Source organism: Paenibacillus sp. FSL M7-0802, from assembly GCF_038004945.1.
GTDB lineage: Bacteria > Bacillota > Bacilli > Paenibacillales > Paenibacillaceae > Paenibacillus > Paenibacillus polymyxa_B.
This window is the reverse complement of the sequence record NZ_JBBOSD010000001.1, coordinates 2573521-2593363: the sequence shown is the minus strand read 5'-3', so window position 1 is coordinate 2593363 and position 19843 is coordinate 2573521. Positions and strand designations below refer to the sequence as shown.

17 protein-coding genes and 1 tRNA gene are annotated in these 19843 nt (G+C 46.0%); 16 read left to right on the top strand and 2 right to left on the bottom strand.

Features of this window, described 5'->3' with window-relative positions:
- Positions 1-2: 2 nt before the first annotated feature.
- The 8 genes from trxB (at position 3) to MHB54_RS12050 (ending at position 8026) form a co-directional block, all read left to right on the top strand.
- Positions 3-956: a thioredoxin-disulfide reductase gene (gene trxB / locus MHB54_RS12085; RefSeq protein WP_023986483.1), complete on the top strand. Its 954-nt coding sequence runs from the start codon at positions 3-5 to the stop codon at positions 954-956.
- A gap of 408 nt (positions 957-1364) precedes the next feature.
- Positions 1365-2315 (top strand): ROK family glucokinase, encoded by a 951-nt coding sequence (locus tag MHB54_RS12080; RefSeq protein WP_023986484.1) that lies wholly within the window; start codon positions 1365-1367, stop codon positions 2313-2315.
- 72 nt (positions 2316-2387) lie between these two features.
- Complete coding sequence (rapZ, locus tag MHB54_RS12075) at positions 2388-3287, top strand: RNase adapter RapZ (RefSeq protein WP_013308254.1); 900 nt, start codon at positions 2388-2390, stop codon at positions 3285-3287.
- Between the two features lie 12 nt (positions 3288-3299).
- Positions 3300-4286, top strand: coding sequence for a gluconeogenesis factor YvcK family protein (locus MHB54_RS12070; RefSeq protein WP_023986485.1), 987 nt, complete (start codon positions 3300-3302; stop codon positions 4284-4286).
- A gap of 5 nt (positions 4287-4291) precedes the next feature.
- A complete protein-coding gene (whiA, locus tag MHB54_RS12065; protein ID WP_013308256.1) occupies positions 4292-5236 on the top strand; it encodes a DNA-binding protein WhiA in 945 nt (314 codons plus the stop codon).
- A gap of 136 nt (positions 5237-5372) precedes the next feature.
- A complete protein-coding gene (locus MHB54_RS12060; protein ID WP_013368811.1) occupies positions 5373-5642 on the top strand; it encodes an HPr family phosphocarrier protein in 270 nt (89 codons plus the stop codon).
- A 273-nt stretch (positions 5643-5915) separates the two neighbouring features.
- Positions 5916-6677, top strand: coding sequence for an SIMPL domain-containing protein (locus MHB54_RS12055; protein ID WP_264454302.1), 762 nt, complete (start codon positions 5916-5918; stop codon positions 6675-6677).
- A gap of 239 nt (positions 6678-6916) precedes the next feature.
- A complete protein-coding gene (locus MHB54_RS12050) occupies positions 6917-8026 on the top strand; it encodes a PdaC/SigV domain-containing protein (protein ID WP_264454301.1) in 1110 nt (369 codons plus the stop codon).
- Positions 8027-8152: 126 nt separating this feature from the next.
- Here the strand turns inward: MHB54_RS12050 and clpP are convergent, their stop codons facing one another.
- Both clpP and MHB54_RS12040 read right to left on the bottom strand, forming a co-directional pair.
- Positions 8153-8749, bottom strand: coding sequence for an ATP-dependent Clp endopeptidase proteolytic subunit ClpP (gene clpP / locus MHB54_RS12045; protein ID WP_013368815.1), 597 nt, complete (start codon positions 8747-8749; stop codon positions 8153-8155).
- A 210-nt stretch (positions 8750-8959) separates the two neighbouring features.
- Positions 8960-9034 (bottom strand) — tRNA-Arg (locus MHB54_RS12040).
- Between the two features lie 269 nt (positions 9035-9303).
- Between MHB54_RS12040 and MHB54_RS12035 the strand changes: the two genes are divergently transcribed.
- The 8 genes from MHB54_RS12035 to rnr all read left to right on the top strand — a co-directional run bounded on the left by MHB54_RS12035 (position 9304) and on the right by rnr (position 19842).
- The gene (locus MHB54_RS12035; protein WP_023986487.1) at positions 9304-10341 is read left to right on the top strand and encodes a sugar-binding transcriptional regulator; all 1038 of its coding nucleotides are present in this window, start codon (positions 9304-9306) and stop codon (positions 10339-10341) included.
- Positions 10342-10435: 94 nt separating this feature from the next.
- Positions 10436-11446: a type I glyceraldehyde-3-phosphate dehydrogenase gene (gap, locus tag MHB54_RS12030; protein ID WP_023986488.1), complete on the top strand. Its 1011-nt coding sequence runs from the start codon at positions 10436-10438 to the stop codon at positions 11444-11446.
- A gap of 120 nt (positions 11447-11566) precedes the next feature.
- Complete coding sequence (locus MHB54_RS12025) at positions 11567-12748, top strand: phosphoglycerate kinase (protein WP_023986489.1); 1182 nt, start codon at positions 11567-11569, stop codon at positions 12746-12748.
- Positions 12749-12807: 59 nt separating this feature from the next.
- Positions 12808-13560, top strand: a complete 753-nt coding sequence (gene tpiA / locus MHB54_RS12020; RefSeq protein ID WP_023986490.1) for a triose-phosphate isomerase — start codon at positions 12808-12810, stop codon at positions 13558-13560.
- Position 13561: 1 nt separating this feature from the next.
- On the top strand, positions 13562-15106 hold the full coding sequence (gene gpmI, locus MHB54_RS12015) for a 2,3-bisphosphoglycerate-independent phosphoglycerate mutase (protein WP_023986491.1): 1545 nt from the start codon (positions 13562-13564) through the stop codon (positions 15104-15106).
- Between the two features lie 63 nt (positions 15107-15169).
- Positions 15170-16456, top strand: a complete 1287-nt coding sequence (gene eno / locus MHB54_RS12010; RefSeq protein WP_013308266.1) for a phosphopyruvate hydratase — start codon at positions 15170-15172, stop codon at positions 16454-16456.
- 339 nt (positions 16457-16795) lie between these two features.
- On the top strand, positions 16796-17029 hold the full coding sequence (gene secG / locus MHB54_RS12005; RefSeq protein WP_013308268.1) for a preprotein translocase subunit SecG: 234 nt from the start codon (positions 16796-16798) through the stop codon (positions 17027-17029).
- A 188-nt stretch (positions 17030-17217) separates the two neighbouring features.
- On the top strand, positions 17218-19842 hold the full coding sequence (gene rnr / locus MHB54_RS12000; protein WP_028541877.1) for a ribonuclease R: 2625 nt from the start codon (positions 17218-17220) through the stop codon (positions 19840-19842).
- Position 19843 lies beyond the last annotated feature (1 nt).

The window sequence follows — 19843 nt, the reverse complement described above, 5'->3', positions numbered from 1 at the left end:
GTATGTATAAATCCATAATTATTGGTACAGGTCCTGCAGGCTACACAGCCGCTATTTATTTGGCACGCGCTAACATGAATCCGCTGATCATTGAAGGGATGCAGCCCGGTGGGCAGCTTACTACAACGACCGAAATTGAAAATTTCCCGGGTTTTGAGCAAGGTATCCTCGGGCCTGAACTGATGGATAATATGCGCAAGCAGGCTGAACGTTTTGGCGCTGAATTTACTTCCGGATGGGTAGAGGAAGTAGATTTCAGCAAACGCCCTTTTAAAGTGAAGGTAGAGGGTAAAGGTATCATTGAGGCGGAGTCGGTCATTATTGCTACAGGTGCGTCCGCCAAATATCTAGGCATTCCGGGTGAGCAGGACAATGTAGGTCGCGGAGTCAGCACGTGCGCAACTTGCGATGGCTTCTTTTTCCGCGGGAAAAAGATTGTCGTGGTTGGCGGTGGCGATTCAGCCATGGAGGAAGCGAGCTTCTTGACCCGTTTTGCTTCCAGTGTAACCTTGGTCCATCGTCGCGATGAGTTGCGGGCATCCAAAATTATGCAAGATCGTGCGCGTGAGAACGAAAAAGTACATTGGGCATTAAACCGGACTCCTCTGGAAGTTGTGACGGGAGAAGCTGGCTTAAAGGGTTTGAAGGTACACAATAATGAGACCAATCAGGATGAGCTGATTGAGGTAGATGGCGTATTCGTAGCCATCGGTCATACACCGAACACAGGTTTCCTGAACGGACAAATCCAAACCGATGAACACGGCTATATTGTAGTGAAGCCAGGCACAACAGAAACGAATATCCCCGGAGTTTTTGCCTGTGGGGATGTACAGGATAACCGTTACCGTCAAGCTATTACGGCTGCGGGAACGGGCTGTATGGCGGCTATGGACTGCGAGAAGTATCTCGAAGGCAGTGCTGTTCACGACTGGAGCGAAACACTGGATCAATAAAAGCGTGTCTATAGTACACAAAAAAAGGCTAACGGGAGAGCGAAGGAAACCTCTGTTATGCCGCATCTTTTGTTCAGGAAGAGAAAGCCTGCTGCGTTTGCACAGGCTTTCTCCTTTTTATGATTATAGAATTTATAAGTTTTCAGCGGAGCTGAACAATCTATAATCGCAAGAAAAATTTCCGTTAAGCGTGGTCTGGCTTCCTTGAAAGTACGTCAATAGACGTTTTTCTTATGGGTGCATGAGGTTAAAAATTCCGCTAATCGTACACTTTTCAACAAGGAAGTGTCCTTGACCGTAACGGGGGCTTCAATTATAGTTGGAACGTAGGATTACTATTATGAAGTAGGAATTGTAAGCATATATTTCATACCAGGTTTTTAAGTAAACATAAAGGTGGCTTGGAACATGTCTGAAAGTATCTATGTAGGTGTCGATTTGGGCGGTACCGCGATTAAAGTCGGCATTTGTAATGAAAACGGACAGCTTTTGCACACATATGAGGGACCAACCGAAACCGATAAAGGTGTAGACGTTGTCATCGGTAATATCGAAAAATATGTGCGGCATATTGTTGAGCAATCTCCTTATGAGTGGGATCAACTAAAGGGTGTCGGTGCAGGCGTTGCAGGTTTTACGAATGTTCGTGATGGTATTATTGTCCTCGCTCCTAATATTGGCTTTCGTGACGTACCGATCCGTGCGCTCCTAGAGAACCGGATTGGCAAGCCTGTGAAAATAGACAACGATGCGAATGTTGCTGCGCTGGGTGAGGCTTGGGCTGGTGCAGGTAAAGGCATAGAAAACTGCGTATGCTATACCCTGGGAACAGGAGTAGGTGGCGGCATTATTATAAACGGTAAAATATACCAAGGTTCTTCGGGCATGGCCGGAGAAATTGGCCATATCAGTGTCGTACCTGATCTGGAGGCTATTCAGTGTGGATGCGGCAAAATGGGTTGCTTGGAAACTGTATCTTCCGCAACAGGCATCATTCGTATGGCCAAGGACGCTGTGGAACGTGGCGACCGGACCTCTCTGGCGCTGGAAGATCAAATTGCTGCCAAGGAAGTATTTGATGCTGCTAAAGCCGGGGATGAAGTCGCTCTGCGTATCGTGAACCGTGCTGCTTTCTATTTGGGGAAATCTATGGCAGCAGTTGCCGCTGTGCTTAATCCAGAGTTGTTTATCATAGGTGGCGGTGTTTCCAAAGCAGGCGACTTTTTGTTTGAAGAGATGCGTCGCGTGTACACCAAACTGGCACCTGAGCCCCTTCAAAAAGGGGTATCGATTGTTCCAGCTGTGCTGGGCAATGACGCAGGTATCGTAGGGGCAGCTGGTTTGTTGCTACGTTCCTGATCCTGATCCACAGGTTACTGATAATACGGGTACTGGCATAGAGCGAAGAAGCAAAAGGAGAGGGAAGTCCATATGACAGATAACCTAAAAAATGCTGCGCCGTGGGCAACGCTCATTATTATTACGGGGATGTCAGGCGCAGGGAAGACCATTGCGGTTCAGAGCCTGGAAGACTTGGGCTTCTTCTGCGTTGATAATTTGCCTCCTGTACTGATTCCCAAATTTGCCGAGTTGATTGAGCAGTCTAACGGTAAAATAGGCAAGGTGGCACTCGTAATTGATTTACGCGGACGAGAATTTTTCACCGCCTTGTCTGAATCGTTGAATTATATTAAAGATCATTTTACGATTCATTGTGAAATTTTATTCTTAAATGCGAATGATGGCGTTCTCGTACAGCGGTATAAGGAAAGCCGTAGACGTCATCCGCTGGCTCCAGACGGCATGCCTTTGGATGGGATTCGGTTGGAGCGCAAGATGTTGGAAGAATTAAAAAGCTCGGCTACACAGGTTATTGATACAAGTGTGATGAAGCCTGCAACCTTAAAGGCGAGGATTATTTCACGATTTTCTCATCTGGAGAGCAGTATGCTTTCCGTGAACATTACTTCTTTTGGCTTCAAGTATGGTATTCCCATTGATGCCGATCTTATATTCGATGTGCGCTTCCTGCCTAATCCCCACTATGTGGACCAACTACGTCCCCACACGGGACAGGATAGCGATGTATATGATTATGTCATGAAATGGCCCGAGACTCAGGCATTCTTGACCAAGTTGCTGGATATGTTACACTTTTTGATTCCGCAATATCGCAAAGAAGGCAAAAGCCAGGTCATTATCGGCATTGGCTGTACTGGCGGTAAGCATCGTTCTGTTGCAATATCGGAGTATTTAGGAAAAATGCTGGGTGCCAGCGAGACAGAATCTGTTTCTGTTTCGCATCGGGATGCTGATCGGGACCGGCATTAATGAGGTGAAATCATGAAAGAGACCGGATCACAACGGGAGCGCCCACGTATTGTTGTTATGGGCGGCGGAACCGGCTTGTCCGTCATGCTGCGGGGCTTAAAGCAAAAGCCGCTAGATATTACGGCTATTGTTACAGTCGCTGACGATGGCGGAAGCTCCGGGATTTTGCGCAGTGAGCTGCAGATGCCCCCTCCAGGGGATATTCGCAATGTGCTGACTGCCTTGGCTGACGTGGAACCAGTGATGTCAGATATGCTGAAATACCGTTTCGGTGCGGGATCAGGATTGTCAGGCCACAGCCTGGGTAATCTGATTTTAGCAGCGATGACCGATATATCGGGAGATTTTGTAACGGCGGTGCGTGAGCTTAGCCGTGTATTTGCTGTCCGGGGACGCGTGCTGCCGGCAGCTGAGGAAGGCGTTGTGCTAAGTGCCGAAATGGAGGATGGCACGGTGATTACCGGAGAGTCCAAGATCCCGGAAGCGGGCGGACGAATCAAACGCGTCTTTCTTGAACCGACTCACGTGGAGCCGTTGCCTGAGGCTGTAGAGGCCATTAATGAGGCTGATGCGATTTTGATTGGCCCCGGCAGTCTATATACCAGCATATTACCGAATCTGCTTGTACCTAAACTCGCTGAAGCTGTAGTAAAATCAGACGCTATCAAAATATTTGTCTGTAACGTTATGACCCAGCCTGGAGAAACCGATGGCTATACGGTAGGAGATCACCTGCAAGCTATTTTTGAGCATGTAGGGCATCATCTCTTCGACTATGTCATTGTAAATAACGGAGAAATTCCACCCCAAGTACAGGAAATGTATGCCGAGCAGGGCGCTAAGCCAGTTCAAGTAGACATGGGCGAGCTGACCGATCGGGGATATAAAGTGGTGGCAGATACTTTAGTTTTGTTCCGTACGTATCTACGGCATGATGCCGACAAATTAAGCCAGCATATTTACCAATTGGTACAAAACTGGATATTAAGAAGGAGGTGAGTCCCTTGTCCTTTGCGGCACAAACGAAAAAAGAGCTTACGATGATTGAAAGCCAGTCCTGCTGTGAGAAAGCGGAACTATCTGCGCTCATACGTATGCTCGGATCCGTACAACTGTCGAATAAAAGGGTGATATTGGACGTGTCCACAGAAAATGCCGCGATTGCAAGGCGGATTTACTCCTTGATCAAGAAGCATTTTCAACTTCATATCGAACTGCTTGTACGGAAAAAAATGCGCTTGAAAAAAAATAATGTGTACATTGTCCGTATTCCCAATGGTGTGCAACAGCTGTTAAAGGATCTTTATATCGTCTCAGAAGGTTTCTTGTTCACTGACGGGATTAATCGGGATATCGTTCGGAAAAACTGTTGTAAGAGGGCTTATTTGCGGGGCGCCTTTATGGCAGGTGGCTCTGTCAACAATCCTGAAGGATCGTCTTACCACCTTGAAATTTCTTCGATGTATGAGGAACATTGTCAGGCACTCGTTGATCTTGCGAATGAGTTTCACCTAAATGCTCGCTGTATTGAGCGAAAAAAAGGTTTTATTCTCTACATCAAGGAAGGCGAGAAGATCATTGAGCTGCTTAGCATCATTGGGGCGCATCAAGCCTTGTTCAAATTTGAAGATGTACGCATTATGCGCGATATGCGCAATTCCGTAAATCGCATTGTCAATTGTGAAACGGCTAATTTGAACAAGACGATCGGAGCTGCTGTCCGGCAAATTGAGAATATTAAGTTGCTGGAGCGGGAAGTTGGTTTGGAGACCTTGCCGGATAAACTGCGTGAAGTGGCAGAAATTCGTCTCGCTCATCCCGATTTGAATTTAAAAGAAGTCGGGGAAATGCTCAAAGGGGTCGTGAGTAAATCGGGTGTAAATCATCGGCTTCGCAAAATTGATGAGATGGCTGACAAAATCAGGGGCGAAAATGGCCTGATTCCGTAAAAAGAATGTCCGTGGGGCTTTCAGCCCCGGTTTTTTTAGTTTTTTTTCTAGTGTCTGTCCCGGGTTAATGTTATAATGTGATAAATAAAATGGAGTAAGTAGTGTCCAGATTTATTTGATGAGGGGGTAAGCTGACATGTCAAAACATCCGGTAGTCGTACGCTTGAAAACAGGACTGCACGCCAGACCTGCTGCGTTGTTCGTACAGGAAGCGAATAAATATTCATCTGAGATTTTTGTGGAAAAAGAAGACAAAAAGGTTAATGCCAAGAGCATCATGGGTATTATGAGTCTTGCCATCAGTACAGGTACTGAAATCAATATTAGTGCTGAAGGTGCGGACGCCGAACAGGCTGTAAACGCTTTAGTAAGTCTGGTTAGTAAGGTAGAGCTGGAAAATCAATAAACAAAGATTTGCTTTGTAATATGGTATATACTCTTAGTGAAAAGCCCCTTTTGGGGCTTTTTTTGTATCCAGAAAAAAGTCTTCGAAAACTTCTCCGTTAACTGTTTTATGGATGGATTTGTTGAATATAGATACCGTATTAAGTTCAAACTATAAATAATTAAAATCCCCGTGGTCATGCTCTGTTTCGGAAATTTGTACGCTTGGCTGCAACCTTTTTCCGTCTTTTCCGTCTGGAAGGTACAAACATTTTCAAGAAAGAGGTTGAATTCAATGAGACTTTGGACAAAAACAGTAGCCACGGCAGTTCTCGCAGGAGCATTAATGGCAGGGGGAATAGCAGGAGGGTTGTGGACAGGGGCAGATCGTGCTTATGCTGCATCAACAGCTTCGACGGTAAACGGTGTAATTAATGTGACTGGAAACGGGGAAATATTGGCGAAGCCCGATATTGCTTATCTTTCTATCGGTGTACAATCGGAAGGGAATACGGCAGCCGCTGCTCAAAAAGCCAATGCTACAAAATTGAACAAGGTTACACAACTGTTGAAAGAAAAGTGGAGCATTAGCGCAGATGACATTCAGACCAGCCAGTTTTATGTACAGCCTAACTACACCTATAACGAAAAAGAAGGGCAGAAGCTCAAAGGCTACACTGCCAACCATACACTTTCCGTCAAATACCGCGATTTGGATAAAATCGGTCAGTTGTTGGATGAGGCGACCAAGTCCGGAGCCAATAACGTAGATAATGTACGTTTTTCCGTGGAAAATCCTTCGACTTATGAAGAAGAAGCCATTACTAAGGCATTGGGAAGCGCACAATCTAAAGCCAGTGCTGTAGCTAAGGCAGCCAAACGCGGGTTAGGTGCTCTTGTGAGTGTGACGGTAGATGGCGGAGAAGCACAAATCTTTACACAACGTGAAAATGCCATGTCAAAATCGCTCTTGGACGTAGCAGGTGGCGGGACAGAGATACAATCGGGGCAAGTAACAGTGAAAGTTCAGGTGTCGGCTCAATACGAAATGAACTAATATAGATCATCAAACGAAGCCACAAGCGGCCTTCATCATGTGCAGGCTGGCTTGCTGGCTTTTTTTGTATACCGAAACCTTTTTGTAATGAGTCTGTCATAGCTAAGGGTTATTAGGTGTACATATTGAAATCGGAGAGTGTACAGATTGTAAACTACATACAATAGGGTATAGATATAATAAGAAAAGTAGTTATCACACATAGACAATACAGATCATTAACAGGAGGAATATTTAATATGAGTAAGCATGCAAAAAAATGGGGTTCAGCACTGCTGGCGGCAGGGATTTTCGCAGGAGTCACAGCTGTTCCCGTTTCCTATATCCAGGCAGCATCGACGAAACAGCAGCAAGCGACAACACAGCAACCAGGAATCACCATCCAATGGAATGGTAAAACGTTGCCCGCTAAAGGTGTCCAAGTGAACGGGAGTACAATGATTCCGGTGGCCGCACTGCGCGACAGCTTGGGGATTCCAGTAAGCTATGATGCGAAAACAGCGACATATACCGTAGGTAGCGGGTACAATAAACTTTACATTATGGCTTCTTCCTCGGATGCCTACGTCAACGTCAATGGAATCAATACACGTAGTATGGATGCCAAACAGATCGCTGGGAAGCTATACATTCCTATGAGTTTGCTGAAAGACTATCTGGGCATAGATGCTCAATGGAATGCAGCTCTGAAAACAGTAACGCTGAGTAAAAGCCAGCTAAATCCGATTACAATTGCGTCTCAAACACTTCCAGCTTCGAGTAGTGCGAAGGTGTCCTACAAGATTAAGTACCCGCAAATCAGTGGTAGCCAGCTGAATCCTGAGGCTCAACAGGCCATTAACAATGTGCTTAAAAAGCATGCAGAAGGTATATTGGCAGCAGGCAAAAAGATGATGGCTGAGGGAGAGGCTACAACAGAAAGACCGTATGAGTTCGGAAATGATTTTGTGATTGCCTATAACAAAGATGGTATTCTGAGTGTGATTATGCAGGACTACTCGTATACGGGTGGCGCGCATGGCATGACGGCACGTAAAGGATATACGTTCTCGCTCGCTGATGGTAAACTGCTGCAATTGTCTGACGTATTGAAGGCAAATCCGAACTACAAAAAGTTCCTCAATGCTGATTTGAAGAAAAAAATCGATGCACTTCAGGCTGGCGAAGGATTCGGCAAATTTAAAGAGCTGGCGGCAGATCAGAATTTTTATGTGACTAACAGTGGAGTAACAATCGTGTTTGATTTGTATGATTATGCGCCATACGCGTATGGAATTCCTGAGTTCACCTACTCGTTCGGTCAACTGCTGCCTCAAGGTGGAAAGCCTTTTGCGGGACAGAATGAATAGTAGAAATAAATAAGTCCAATTGTCTATAACCTAAAAAACAATAAAGCAAAAAAGCTGCCTACCGGATAAGGACATCCGGAGCAGCTTTTTCATTTACCAGTTATCGAAAGAGGTAAATTTCTTCTCTTATACACCTTCTGGAGAGGAGCTAGTTAGCACTTTATCAATAATACCGTATTCCTTGGCATCATCAGCAGACATGAAGTAGTCACGGTCTGTATCTTTTTCAATGCGCTCCAGTGGTTGGCCTGTGCGATCTGCGAGAATGCGGTTCAGTTTATCACGCATTTTCAGAATGCGGCGTGCGCGGATTTCGATATCCGTTGCCTGACCTTGTGCACCACCCAGGGGTTGGTGAATCATAATTTCACTGTTTGGCAAAGCGAAACGTTTACCTTTGGCGCCTGCATTCAGCAAAAACGCGCCCATGGAAGCCGCCATACCTACGCAAATCGTAGATACGTCAGGTTTAATGTATTGCATCGTATCGAAAATGGCCATACCAGCTGTAATGGAACCGCCAGGGCTGTTAATATACAAGTGAATATCTTTTTCAGGATCTTCGGCAGCCAAAAACAGCATTTGCGCAATTATAGAGTTGGCTACAACGTCATTGACGTCCGAGCCTAACAAAATAATGCGATCCTTTAACAGTCTGGAATAAATGTCATAGGCGCGTTCGCCGCGGTTACTTTGTTCTACTACCATAGGAACATAGCTCACGTCAAAAAACCTCCCTTAAATATCGTTAGTGGATTTGGTGGACATGCCGATTACACGTCCCTTATTTATAAACTGTTACCGTAATAACCACATGATAAACAATTTCAAACAAAAAGTCAAAGAAAGTCAAACTAATGATTAAAAAAAAGAGCCCTCAGCGCTCTTATTGGTTAAAACATTATATAGAAGCATCTAAGCGTTCATTTAAAATGGCGCGCCCGCGAGGAATCGAACCTCGATCTCAGGCTCCGGAGGCCTACGTCATATCCGTTGGACCACGGGCGCATAGTTGATTCAATGCAAACAACTAACTAATTAAACAGCTAATTGGAAACAAAGATGATTATATGATATACAGCAGTGAATTGCAAGCTTTTATTAAATGCGCATATTCAGATAAATGGTTGAGAAATATAGGTTCAGATAGACTTGCATATGGAGCAAATATTGGTTAAGATATACGTGGGACTTAAAAAGTTATCCCGGGACGTTTTGAGACCAGTTAGAGATAGAGCATTAGAGACAGAACTTAGAAGTGTGCGGGAGTGGAAAGCATGCGAAAGATATTAGAAATACAGAAGCAGCTTCTGCCCGACCTCATGGATGTTTTGAAAAAAAGGTACACGATCCTGCATCAGATTATGCTGTCCGATGTTGTTGGACGCAGAACACTGGCAGCTTCACTGAACATGACTGAGCGCGTGTTGCGCGCCGAAACCGATCTTCTTAAAGCTCAGGGGCTAATTGAGATTGAGAGTGTAGGCATGAAGGTGAGCAAAGCAGGACTGGATCTGCTGGAACAGCTGGAGCCGATTGCGAACAACTTGTTCGGCCTGTCCCAATTGGAGGACCAGATTCGTCAAGCCTATGGTTTGAGGAAGGTGGTTGTCGTTCCAGGGGATTCGGATGCTTCTCCGTTAACAAAGCAGGAGCTGGGGCGCGCTGGAGCAAAAGCGTTGCTGAGTGTTATGGACGACGAGGATGTGGTCGCTGTAACAGGTGGCACGACAATTGCCGACGTGGCGGAACAACTGGCACTACCTTCTAATGGCCCACTTAAGGGTGGGTGGTTTGTACCGGCACGCGGGGGTTTGGGAGAAAGCATGGAAATGCAGGCCAACACAATTGCTTCCACAATGGCTCGCAAGGTAGGCGCTCAATACCGTCTGCTCCATGTACCGGATTTGCTCAGCAATCATGCTTACAACTCCTTGCTTGAAGATACGAACATTCAGGATATATTGAACCTGATTCGCGAGAGTCGTATCATCATTCACGGGATAGGCAACGCCATAGCGATGGCACATAGACGTAAACTTGATCCCGAAACCTTTGCCCAGATCAGCAGTGAAGGAGCGGTAGCCGAATCGTTTGGTTATTACTTTAACGAAGATGGCGTCGTTGTTCACAGAATGCTGACGCTTGGACTCCGATTGGAGGACATTAGGCGTACCGATACGGTTCTAGGTGTAGCTGGAGGCAAAAACAAGGCGGCCGCTATTCATGCGGTACTGCGTTTCGGGCAAGAGGACATTCTAGTCACCGACGAAGGCGCTGCTGTTGAGATTGTAAGTCGTTATTTAAATGATTAATATAGGATTTATGAATAATGTTGTCTTGACGGGCTTTCGGGTCTGTCTTGAATATATAAAACTAAACTAAACGAACTTTGGGAGGAACTCACTCATGACAGTTAAAGTTGGTATTAACGGTTTCGGACGTATTGGACGCCTTGCTTTCCGCCGGATTCAAAACGTGGAAGGTATTGAAGTAGTAGCAATCAATGACTTGACAGATTCCAAAATGTTGGCACATTTGTTGAAATATGATACAACACAAGGTAATTTCCAAGGACAAGTAGAAGTACATGACGGCTTCTTCAAAGTAAACGGTAAAGAAGTTAAAGTTTTGGCTAACCGCAACCCTGAAGAACTGCCTTGGGGAGACCTGGGTGTAGACATCGTTCTGGAATGTACAGGTTTCTTCACAACTAAAGAAGCTGCTGAGAAACATTTGAAAGGCGGCGCTAAAAAAGTTGTTATCTCCGCTCCAGCTACTGGCGACATGAAAACTGTCGTTTACAACGTAAACCATGAAATTCTGGACGGAACTGAAACTGTAATCTCCGGTGCTTCTTGCACAACAAACTGCCTGGCTCCTATGGCTAAAACACTGCAAGATAAATTTGGTATCGTTGAAGGCTTGATGACTACAATTCATGCTTACACTGGCGACCAAAACACTTTGGATGCTCCACATGCTAAAGGAGACTTCCGTCGTGCTCGTGCAGCAGCTGAAAACATCATTCCTAACACAACTGGTGCTGCTAAAGCAATCGGTTTGGTTATCCCTGAGTTGAAAGGTAAATTGGATGGCGCGGCTCAACGTGTTCCAGTACCTACAGGTTCCCTGACTGAGCTGGTAACAGTTCTGGAGAAAAACGTAACTGCTGAAGAAATCAACGCTGCGATGAAAGAAGCTTCCGATCCTGAAACTTATGGATACACTGAAGATCAAATCGTTTCTTCCGACATCAAAGGTCTTACTTTCGGTTCTTTGTTTGATGCAACTCAAACTAAAGTTCTGACTGTTGGCGACAAACAACTGGTGAAAACTGTAGCTTGGTATGACAATGAAATGTCTTACACTGCACAATTGATCCGCACGTTGGAATACTTCGCAAAACTGGCTAAATAAGAACAGTCTTATTGAGCAACATCATAGAGCGGAAACAGGTTATTGTTTCCGCTCTTTATATATCAAATGTGCCTTGAATTCCTGATTCGTAAAATTATAAGGGTGCGGAGGAATATGGAGATGAACAAAAAGAGCGTACGTGATATAGAACTGAATGGAAAACGGGTGTTTGTTCGTGTAGATTTTAACGTTCCGGTTGAGGACGGTAAAATTACGGATGACAAGCGTATTCGTGAAACCTTGCCAACCATTAACTACCTGATTGAAAAAGGTGCAAAAGTTATTTTGGCGAGTCACTTTGGACGTCCAAAAGGTCAGGTTGTTGAATCCATGCGTCTGACTCCTGTTGGCGTACGTTTGTCTGAGCTGCTGAAAAAACCAGTAGTTAAAGTGGACGAATCGGTAGGCGAAGCTGTTAAAGCGAAAGTGGCTGAACTGCAAAACGGCGACGTGCTGTTGCTTGAAAATGTACGTTTCTATGCAGGGGAAGAAAAGAATGATCCTGAATTGGCGAAGCAATTTGCTGAATTGGCCGACGTTTTCGTGAATGACGCATTTGGTGCAGCACACCGTGCTCATGCTTCCACAGAAGGTATCGCGCATCTTCTTCCGGCTGTTTCCGGCTTGCTGATGGAGAAAGAATTGTCTGTAATCGGTAAAGCTCTTTCAAACCCAGATCGTCCTTTTACAGCCATTATCGGCGGTTCCAAGGTAAAAGACAAAATCGACGTGATTGACAACCTGCTGAACATTGCAGATAACGTAATCATTGGCGGTGGTTTGGCTTATACATTCTTCAAAGCTCAAGGTCATGAAGTGGGTCAATCCCTACTGGATGAATCCAAACTGGACGTAGCTCTTGGATTTATCGAAAAAGCGAAGAAGCTCGGCAAAAACTTCTACCTTCCGGTTGATATTGTTGTATCTGACGATTTCAGCGCTACGGCGAACACAAACATTGTGGATATCGACGGCATTCCTTCAGATTGGGAAGGCGTGGATATCGGACCGAAAACACGTAAAATCTATGCAGATGTGATCAAAAACTCCAAATTGGTTGTTTGGAATGGACCAATGGGTGTATTTGAAATCGAACCTTTCGCTGGTGGTACTCGTGAAGTAGCGGAAGCTTGCGCAACAACTGAAGCATACACCATCATTGGTGGCGGTGATTCAGCGGCTGCGGCTGAAAAATTCCACTTAGCTGACAAAATGGATCATATCTCCACTGGCGGCGGCGCATCTCTGGAATTTATGGAAGGCAAAGCACTTCCGGGTGTCGTTGCACTGAACGATAAATAATCAAACGCAATATGCGTGAATAAAGCTTTAGGGCACCTAATAGTTAGGAGTTGAAACCATTGAGAACACCGATTATCGCGGGTAACTGGAAGATGTTTAAAACCGTACCAGAAGCTAAAACTTTCATCGAAGAGATCAAAGGCAAAGCAGAGGTTGCAGGAGTGGAAAGCGTGATTTGCGCACCATTTACGAATCTTCCTGCTCTGGTTGAAGCAGTAAAAGGCACGTCTATTAAAATTGGCGCACAAAACCTGCATTTTGCAGAAGATGGTGCATTTACAGGTGAAATTAGCGGTGGAATGCTGAAAGATCTGGGCGTAGACTACGTTGTGATCGGACACTCCGAGCGTCGTGAATATTTTAATGAAACAGACGAAACGGTGAACAAAAAGGTTCATGCGGCATTCCGTCATGACCTGACTCCAATCGTATGTGTAGGCGAAAAGCTGGAAGATCGTGAAGCTGGACAAACCAAAGAGGTTGTAAAAGTGCAAACTGTAGCAGCTTTTGCTGGTTTGGCTAAGGATCAGGCTGCACAAGTAGTTGTTGCTTATGAGCCAATCTGGGCCATCGGAACAGGCAAATCCTCCACTTCGCAGGATGCGAATGAAGTGATTTCCTATATCCGTAGTCTGATTAAAGAGCTGTATGATGAAAATACAGCAAATGCTGTACGTATTCAGTATGGTGGCAGTGTAAAACCTGAAAATGTTACTGAGTACCTGGGTCAAAGCGATATCGACGGCGCGCTTGTGGGCGGTGCCAGTCTTCAACCGGCGTCGTACATCGCGCTTGTTGAGGGGGCGAAGTAAGATGACAGCACCAAAACCGGTAGCTTTAATTATTATGGACGGGTTCGGATTGCGTGACAACGTAGAAGGTAATGCGGTTGCGCAGGCCAACAAACCGAATTACGACCGGTATTTACAACAGTATCCTCATACAACGCTGACGGCTTCTGGCGAAGCAGTGGGTCTGCCTGAAGGACAAATGGGTAACTCCGAAGTAGGTCACTTGAACATCGGCGCAGGCCGAATTGTATATCAAGACTTGACTCGTATTTCGAAGTCCATTCGTGACGGCGAGTTCTACGACAATGAAACACTGGTTAAAGCAGTGCAACATGCTAAGAAGAACAACACGAAACTTCACCTGTACGGACTGTTGTCTGACGGCGGCGTGCATAGCCATATCAGCCATCTGTTCGCTATGCTGGACTTGGCGAAAAAAGAAGGCTTAACTGAAGTGTACATTCATGCTTTCATGGATGGACGCGACGTTATGCCTGACAGCGGCGTAGGCTTCATGCAGCAACTGATCGCCAAAATTCAAGAAGTGGGCGTAGGCAAAATTGCGACTGTACAAGGACGCTATTATGCTATGGACCGCGACAAACGTTGGGAACGTGTGGAGAAATCTTACCGTGCAATCGTATACGGAGAAGGCCCTCAATACACAGATCCAATGGAAGCATTGAAAGAATCGTATGAAAAATCAGTGTTCGACGAATTTGTGGAGCCAACGGTTATTGTGAAGGCTGACGGAAGTCCTGTAGGGCTGGTCGAAAGCAATGACTCTGTTATCTTCCTCAATTTCCGTCCTGACCGTGCGATTCAACTGTCTCAGGTATTTACAAACGCGGACTTCCGTGGTTTTGACCGTGGCCCGAAATTGCCTAAAGATTTGCACTTTGTTTGCCTGACGTTGTTCAGCGAAACGGTTGAAGGCTTTGTAGCTTACGAACCGAAAAACCTGGATAACACGTTTGGTGAAGTGTTGGTTCAAAACAACAAAAAGCAATTGCGTATTGCTGAGACTGAAAAATATCCGCACGTTACTTTCTTTTTCAGTGGCGGACGTGATGTGGAGCTTCCTGGCGAAACTCGTATTTTGATCAACTCGCCTAAAGTGGCTACATATGACTTGCAGCCGGAAATGAGTGCGTATGAAGTAGCGGATGCTGCTGTTAAGGAAATCGAAGCCGACAAGCATGATGCGATTATCCTGAACTTTGCCAATCCGGATATGGTTGGACACTCCGGTATGCTGGAGCCAACGATTAAGGCGGTAGAGACGACGGATGAATGTGTTGGACGTGTTGTAGATGCGGTTAAAGCCAAAGGCGGCGTGGTTATTATCATTGCTGACCATGGTAACGCGGATATGGAAATTGATGAGCAGGGACGTCCGTTCACAGCTCACACAACTAATCCGGTTCCGTTCATTTTGACTGACGAAAATATCGTTTTGCGTGAGCATGGAATACTGGCTGACGTAGCTCCAACGCTTCTGGATTTGATGCAACTTCCGCAACCTGCGGAAATGACAGGAAAATCTATGATTGCATCCCGCAAGTAAGCTTGATTTAATAAGTATAGGCTTGACCAATAAATCATGATTCACAAAGGAGATTAAGTACAAATGACTATTATTTCTGACGTGTACGCTCGCGAAGTCCTCGACTCCCGTGGTAACCCAACGGTTGAAGTTGAAGTATATCTGGAATCCGGTGCTATCGGTAGTGCTATCGTTCCTTCCGGTGCCTCCACAGGCGCTCACGAAGCTGTAGAGCTTCGTGATAACGATAAATCCCGTTACCTGGGTAAAGGCGTTCTGCAAGCTGTTAAAAACGTGAACGAAATTATTGCTCCTGAAGTAATCGGCTTGGATGCTGTGAACCAAGTAGAAATCGACACGCTGATGATCAAATTGGATGGTACACATAACAAAGGTAAATTGGGTGCAAACGCAATTCTGGCTGTATCCATGGCTGTAGCTCGCGCTGCTGCTGAAGCTCTGGGCTTGCCACTGTACACTTACCTGGGCGGATTCAATGCTAAACAATTGCCAGTGCCAATGATGAACATCGTTAACGGTGGCGCTCATGCCGACAATAACGTTGACGTACAAGAGTTCATGGTTCTGCCTGTAGGCGCTCCTACATTCAAAGAAGCTCTGCGTGTAGGCGCAGAAATCTTCCACAACCTGAAATCCGTACTGAACTCCAAAGGTTTGAACACAGCTGTTGGTGATGAAGGTGGTTTTGCTCCTAACTTCAAATCTAACGAAGAAGCTCTGTCCACTATTATCGAAGCGATCGAAAAAGCTGGTTACAAACCAGGTGTTGACGTATTCCTCGGTATGGACGTTGCCTCCACTGAGTTCTTCAAAGATGGAAAATACACTTTGGAAGGCGAAGGCAAATCCTTCACTTCTGCTGAGTTCGTTGACCTGCTTGCTTCTTGGGTTGATAAATACCCAATCATCACTATTGAAGATGGTTGCTCCGAAGATGACTGGGAAGGTTGGAAATTGCTCACTGAAAAATTGGGCAACAAAATCCAATTGGTTGGTGACGACCTGTTCGTAACAAACACAGAGCGTCTGGCTAAAGGTATCGATGAAAACATCGGTAACTCCATCCTGATCAAAGTAAACCAAATCGGTACGCTGACTGAAACTTTCGATGCTATCGAATTGGCTAAACGCGCAGGATACACAGCTGTTATCTCTCACCGTTCCGGTGAATCCGAAGACAGCACAATCGCTGATATCGCTGTTGCAACAAATGCAGGCCAAATTAAAACAGGTGCTCCTTCCCGTACTGACCGTATTGCGAAGTACAACCAATTGCTCCGCATTGAGGATCAACTGGGTGAACTGGCTCAATACCACGGCCTGAAATCTTTCTACAACCTGAAAAAATAATATTGCGCAAAAATGCTGATGGCGCCTCTGACTCATGGTTCATGATCACGAAGTCTGAACGCTCAAAGCTTTTACGCATTAAAAAACAGACCTACTCGCCACCGCGGGCAGGTCTGTTTTTTTGTTATTATGGATGTGTATGAGAATACATAACTTTGCAAAGGCTTAATGGCTGAGTGACTTGTATAACTGTTGTTATCTACTGGAAGCTGTGGTACAATAAAAATAGTGTTTTGCGTTAATTTCCGGCTATTTATAACATGATATGTACATGTTTTCATAAAAGAGGCTGTGTTGTTTTGCAAAACAGATGTATAAGCTCAGGAGGTGGGATTTTTCATGGAAATCTTTTTGAAAGTGCTGCTCGTTGTGTTCTCGATTGCTGTTATTGCGGTTGTTTTACTGCAAAAGGGGAAAAGCGCAGGTTTGTCCGGTGCCATCTCTGGCGGTGCTGAGCATCTGTTCGGCAAAACAAAAGCTCGCGGTATGGATTTGATTTTACAACGTGCAACTGCTGTTTTGGGTGCGGGTTTTATGATCGTTTCTGTTTTAGTTGCATTTTTTGCAAAATAAGATAAATATGTACCTTAAGCCTTCGTTTCGCGGGAAACGGGGGCTTTTTTTAGATTTTGGACAGGCAGGGATGCCGTCGATTAAATTCGTGTATACTAGGGTATGAGTATATTAAGAGCCTTGTATCAGGAACAAGGACATGCGGATTTATTACTGAAAATTAAAGGTCACCCGAGGTGGACAATATTATGATAACAGAGCAACAACTACTCGATTTTATGCGAGAGACTGCATACAAACCCATGACTTACCAGGAGCTGGAGCAGCACTTTGATATTAAGGATGCGGAGGATTTCCGTGAATTTCTTAAGCTCTTGAATTCCTTGGAGGAAGAGGGGAAAATCCTGCTGACCAGCACAAACCGTTATGGCGTGCCGGAACGGATGGATTTGCAGCGTGGGCGTTTGCAGGCTCATGCCAAGGGATTTGCCTTTCTGATTCCAGAGGACCGGGAGCACCCGGATGTATATATTCATGCGAACGACTTAAAAAGTGCGATGAATGGAGATACGGTACTGGTAAGAGTGTCCTCGAAGGGACCTGCGGGCGGTCGATTAGAAGGTGAAGTTGTACGGATCGTGAAGCGTGCAGTGCTTCAAGTAGTAGGCGTGTTTCAGAGCCACGAAGCATATGGTTTCGTTCTGCCGGATGATAAGCGTATTAACCGGGATATTTTCATTCCAAAAACAAGCTTCAATGGAGCCGTAAACGGTCAAAAGGTCGTTGTGCGTATTGTGAGCTATCCAGAAGGACGAGCAGCGGCGGAAGGCGAAGTGTTGGAAGTTTTGGGTCATAAGGATGATCCGGGCGTCGACATTTTGTCAGTTATTCGCAAGCATCAGCTTCCGGAAGCTTTTCCAGATGAAGTTACAGAGGAAGCGGAGAATGCTCCCGACGCGATTACGGAAGAAGAGATTGTACGTCAGGGACGGCGCGATTTGCGTGATAAGATCATTGTTACCATTGATGGTGAGGATGCTAAAGATCTCGATGATGCTGTAAATGTAGAGCGCTTGCCGAACGGGAACTACCGTCTGGGCGTTCATATTGCCGACGTAGGGTATTATGTGCGTGAGAACTCTAAGCTGGATCAGGAGGCATATAACCGCGGTTGTAGCGTGTATTTGGTTGACCGTGTCATTCCTATGCTTCCACATCGACTTTCGAACGGAATATGTTCTTTGAATCCACAGGTGGATCGACTGACTTTATCCTGTGAGATGGAATTCAATGAGCATATGAAGGTTGTAAAGCATGATATTTTCACCAGTGTGATTAAAACGAAGGAACGGATGACGTACACTAACGTTCGCAAAATCCTCGAAGAGGAAGATGCTGAACTGATGGAACGGTACAAGGATCTCGTTGATGTATTCGGCACGATGAAGGAATTGGCATTGAAGCTGCGTGCTAATCGAATGCGCCGAGGTGCGGTTGATTTTGACTTTGATGAAGCTAAAGTGATTGTGGATAATGAAGGAAAAGCTGTAGATATTGTGAAGAGAGAGCGTACGATAGCTGAACAAATTATTGAAGAGTTTATGTTGGCGGCCAATGAAACGGTAGCCGAACATTTCCATTGGCTCAAAGTACCTTTCTTGTACCGGATTCATGAGGACCCAGATCCAGAGAAGCTGCAAAACTTTATGGCTTTCGCGGCTAATTTTGGGCATCAGATCAAAGGTAGAGGAAATTCCATTCATCCGCGTGCACTGCAAACGTTGCTGGAAGATATTCAGGGTACGAAGGAGCAAACTGTGCTTAGCACGATGATGCTGCGTTCGATGAAGCAGGCAAAGTATGATGCGGAAACGACAGGACATTTTGGGCTAGCAGCGGAGTATTACTCTCATTTTACATCGCCGATTCGTCGTTACCCTGACTTGGTGATTCACCGTGTCATTCGTGAGGTATTGGAGAACGGCGGGGCTTTAACAGCCGAGCGTCAGGAATATTTGACTGCACGTATGCCTGATATTGCGCAGCAATCTTCTGAGCGTGAACGTGTGGCTGTGGATGCAGAACGTGATACAGAGCAGATGAAAAAGGCTGAATACATGCTGGACAAGGTCGGCGAGGAATTCGAGGGGATCATCAGCAGTGTAACCAGCTTTGGGATGTTCATTGAGCTGGACAATACAGTGGAGGGTCTGACGCGTCTGAGTGCGCTTACGGACGACTATTACCACTTTGACGAGCAGCATATGGCTTTGATTGGCGAACGCACCTCCAAGGTGTTCCGCATTGGGGATGAGGTTAAGGTTCGCGTCGCGCGTGTGAACATGGAAGATTACACAATTGACTTTGAACTTGTCGATATGAAGCAACGGCAACGCCGTGAACGGACGGGCGGTTCAGGACAGGGCGGAGGTTTTGCGCGTGGCGGTGAGGGCCGAGGTAAAGGCAAACCCCATGAAGGGCGCGAACGTAAGGGTGGTAAAGACAAGGCTGGCAGGGAGCGTAAAGGCGGTCGTGATGCTGCCGGGAAGCCTAAAGAAGCCGGTTCAGGCGTAGGTGGCGGAGGTATTAGCACCGCAGGTCGTTCAGGGCGCGGCGGTGGAAACGGAGCTGGAGCCGGCTCAGCTAGCAGCTTCGGCTTTGGCAGTGGCAAGGGCGGGTATAACTCGCCAGCATCCGGGGCAAGCAAGCGTCGGAAGAAGACGTCTGCCAGCGGTATTTTCATCGGCGGGGCAGCTACACCAGGTAGTGATGCCAGACCAAACGGTGAAGGCGCAGCACGTCGCAAGCGGAAGAATAAGGGCGGAAGTGGCGGTAATAGCACCGCGGGCTTTGTGCGGAAAAAGAAGAAGTAGG

Coding starts and splice junctions, on each gene's coding strand:
- trxB (WP_023986483.1), top strand. CDS start 3: ATGTATAAATCCATAATTATTGGTACAGGTCCTGCAGGCTACACAGCC.
- MHB54_RS12080 (WP_023986484.1), top strand. CDS start 1,365: ATGTCTGAAAGTATCTATGTAGGTGTCGATTTGGGCGGTACCGCGATT.
- MHB54_RS12050 (WP_264454301.1), top strand. CDS start 6,917: ATGAGTAAGCATGCAAAAAAATGGGGTTCAGCACTGCTGGCGGCAGGG.
- rapZ (WP_013308254.1), top strand. CDS start 2,388: ATGACAGATAACCTAAAAAATGCTGCGCCGTGGGCAACGCTCATTATT.
- secG (WP_013308268.1), top strand. CDS start 16,796: ATGGAAATCTTTTTGAAAGTGCTGCTCGTTGTGTTCTCGATTGCTGTT.
- gpmI (WP_023986491.1), top strand. CDS start 13,562: ATGACAGCACCAAAACCGGTAGCTTTAATTATTATGGACGGGTTCGGA.
- MHB54_RS12035 (WP_023986487.1), top strand. CDS start 9,304: ATGCGAAAGATATTAGAAATACAGAAGCAGCTTCTGCCCGACCTCATG.
- eno (WP_013308266.1), top strand. CDS start 15,170: ATGACTATTATTTCTGACGTGTACGCTCGCGAAGTCCTCGACTCCCGT.
- gap (WP_023986488.1), top strand. CDS start 10,436: ATGACAGTTAAAGTTGGTATTAACGGTTTCGGACGTATTGGACGCCTT.
- MHB54_RS12055 (WP_264454302.1), top strand. CDS start 5,916: ATGAGACTTTGGACAAAAACAGTAGCCACGGCAGTTCTCGCAGGAGCA.
- MHB54_RS12070 (WP_023986485.1), top strand. CDS start 3,300: ATGAAAGAGACCGGATCACAACGGGAGCGCCCACGTATTGTTGTTATG.
- MHB54_RS12025 (WP_023986489.1), top strand. CDS start 11,567: ATGAACAAAAAGAGCGTACGTGATATAGAACTGAATGGAAAACGGGTG.
- rnr (WP_028541877.1), top strand. CDS start 17,218: ATGATAACAGAGCAACAACTACTCGATTTTATGCGAGAGACTGCATAC.
- MHB54_RS12060 (WP_013368811.1), top strand. CDS start 5,373: ATGTCAAAACATCCGGTAGTCGTACGCTTGAAAACAGGACTGCACGCC.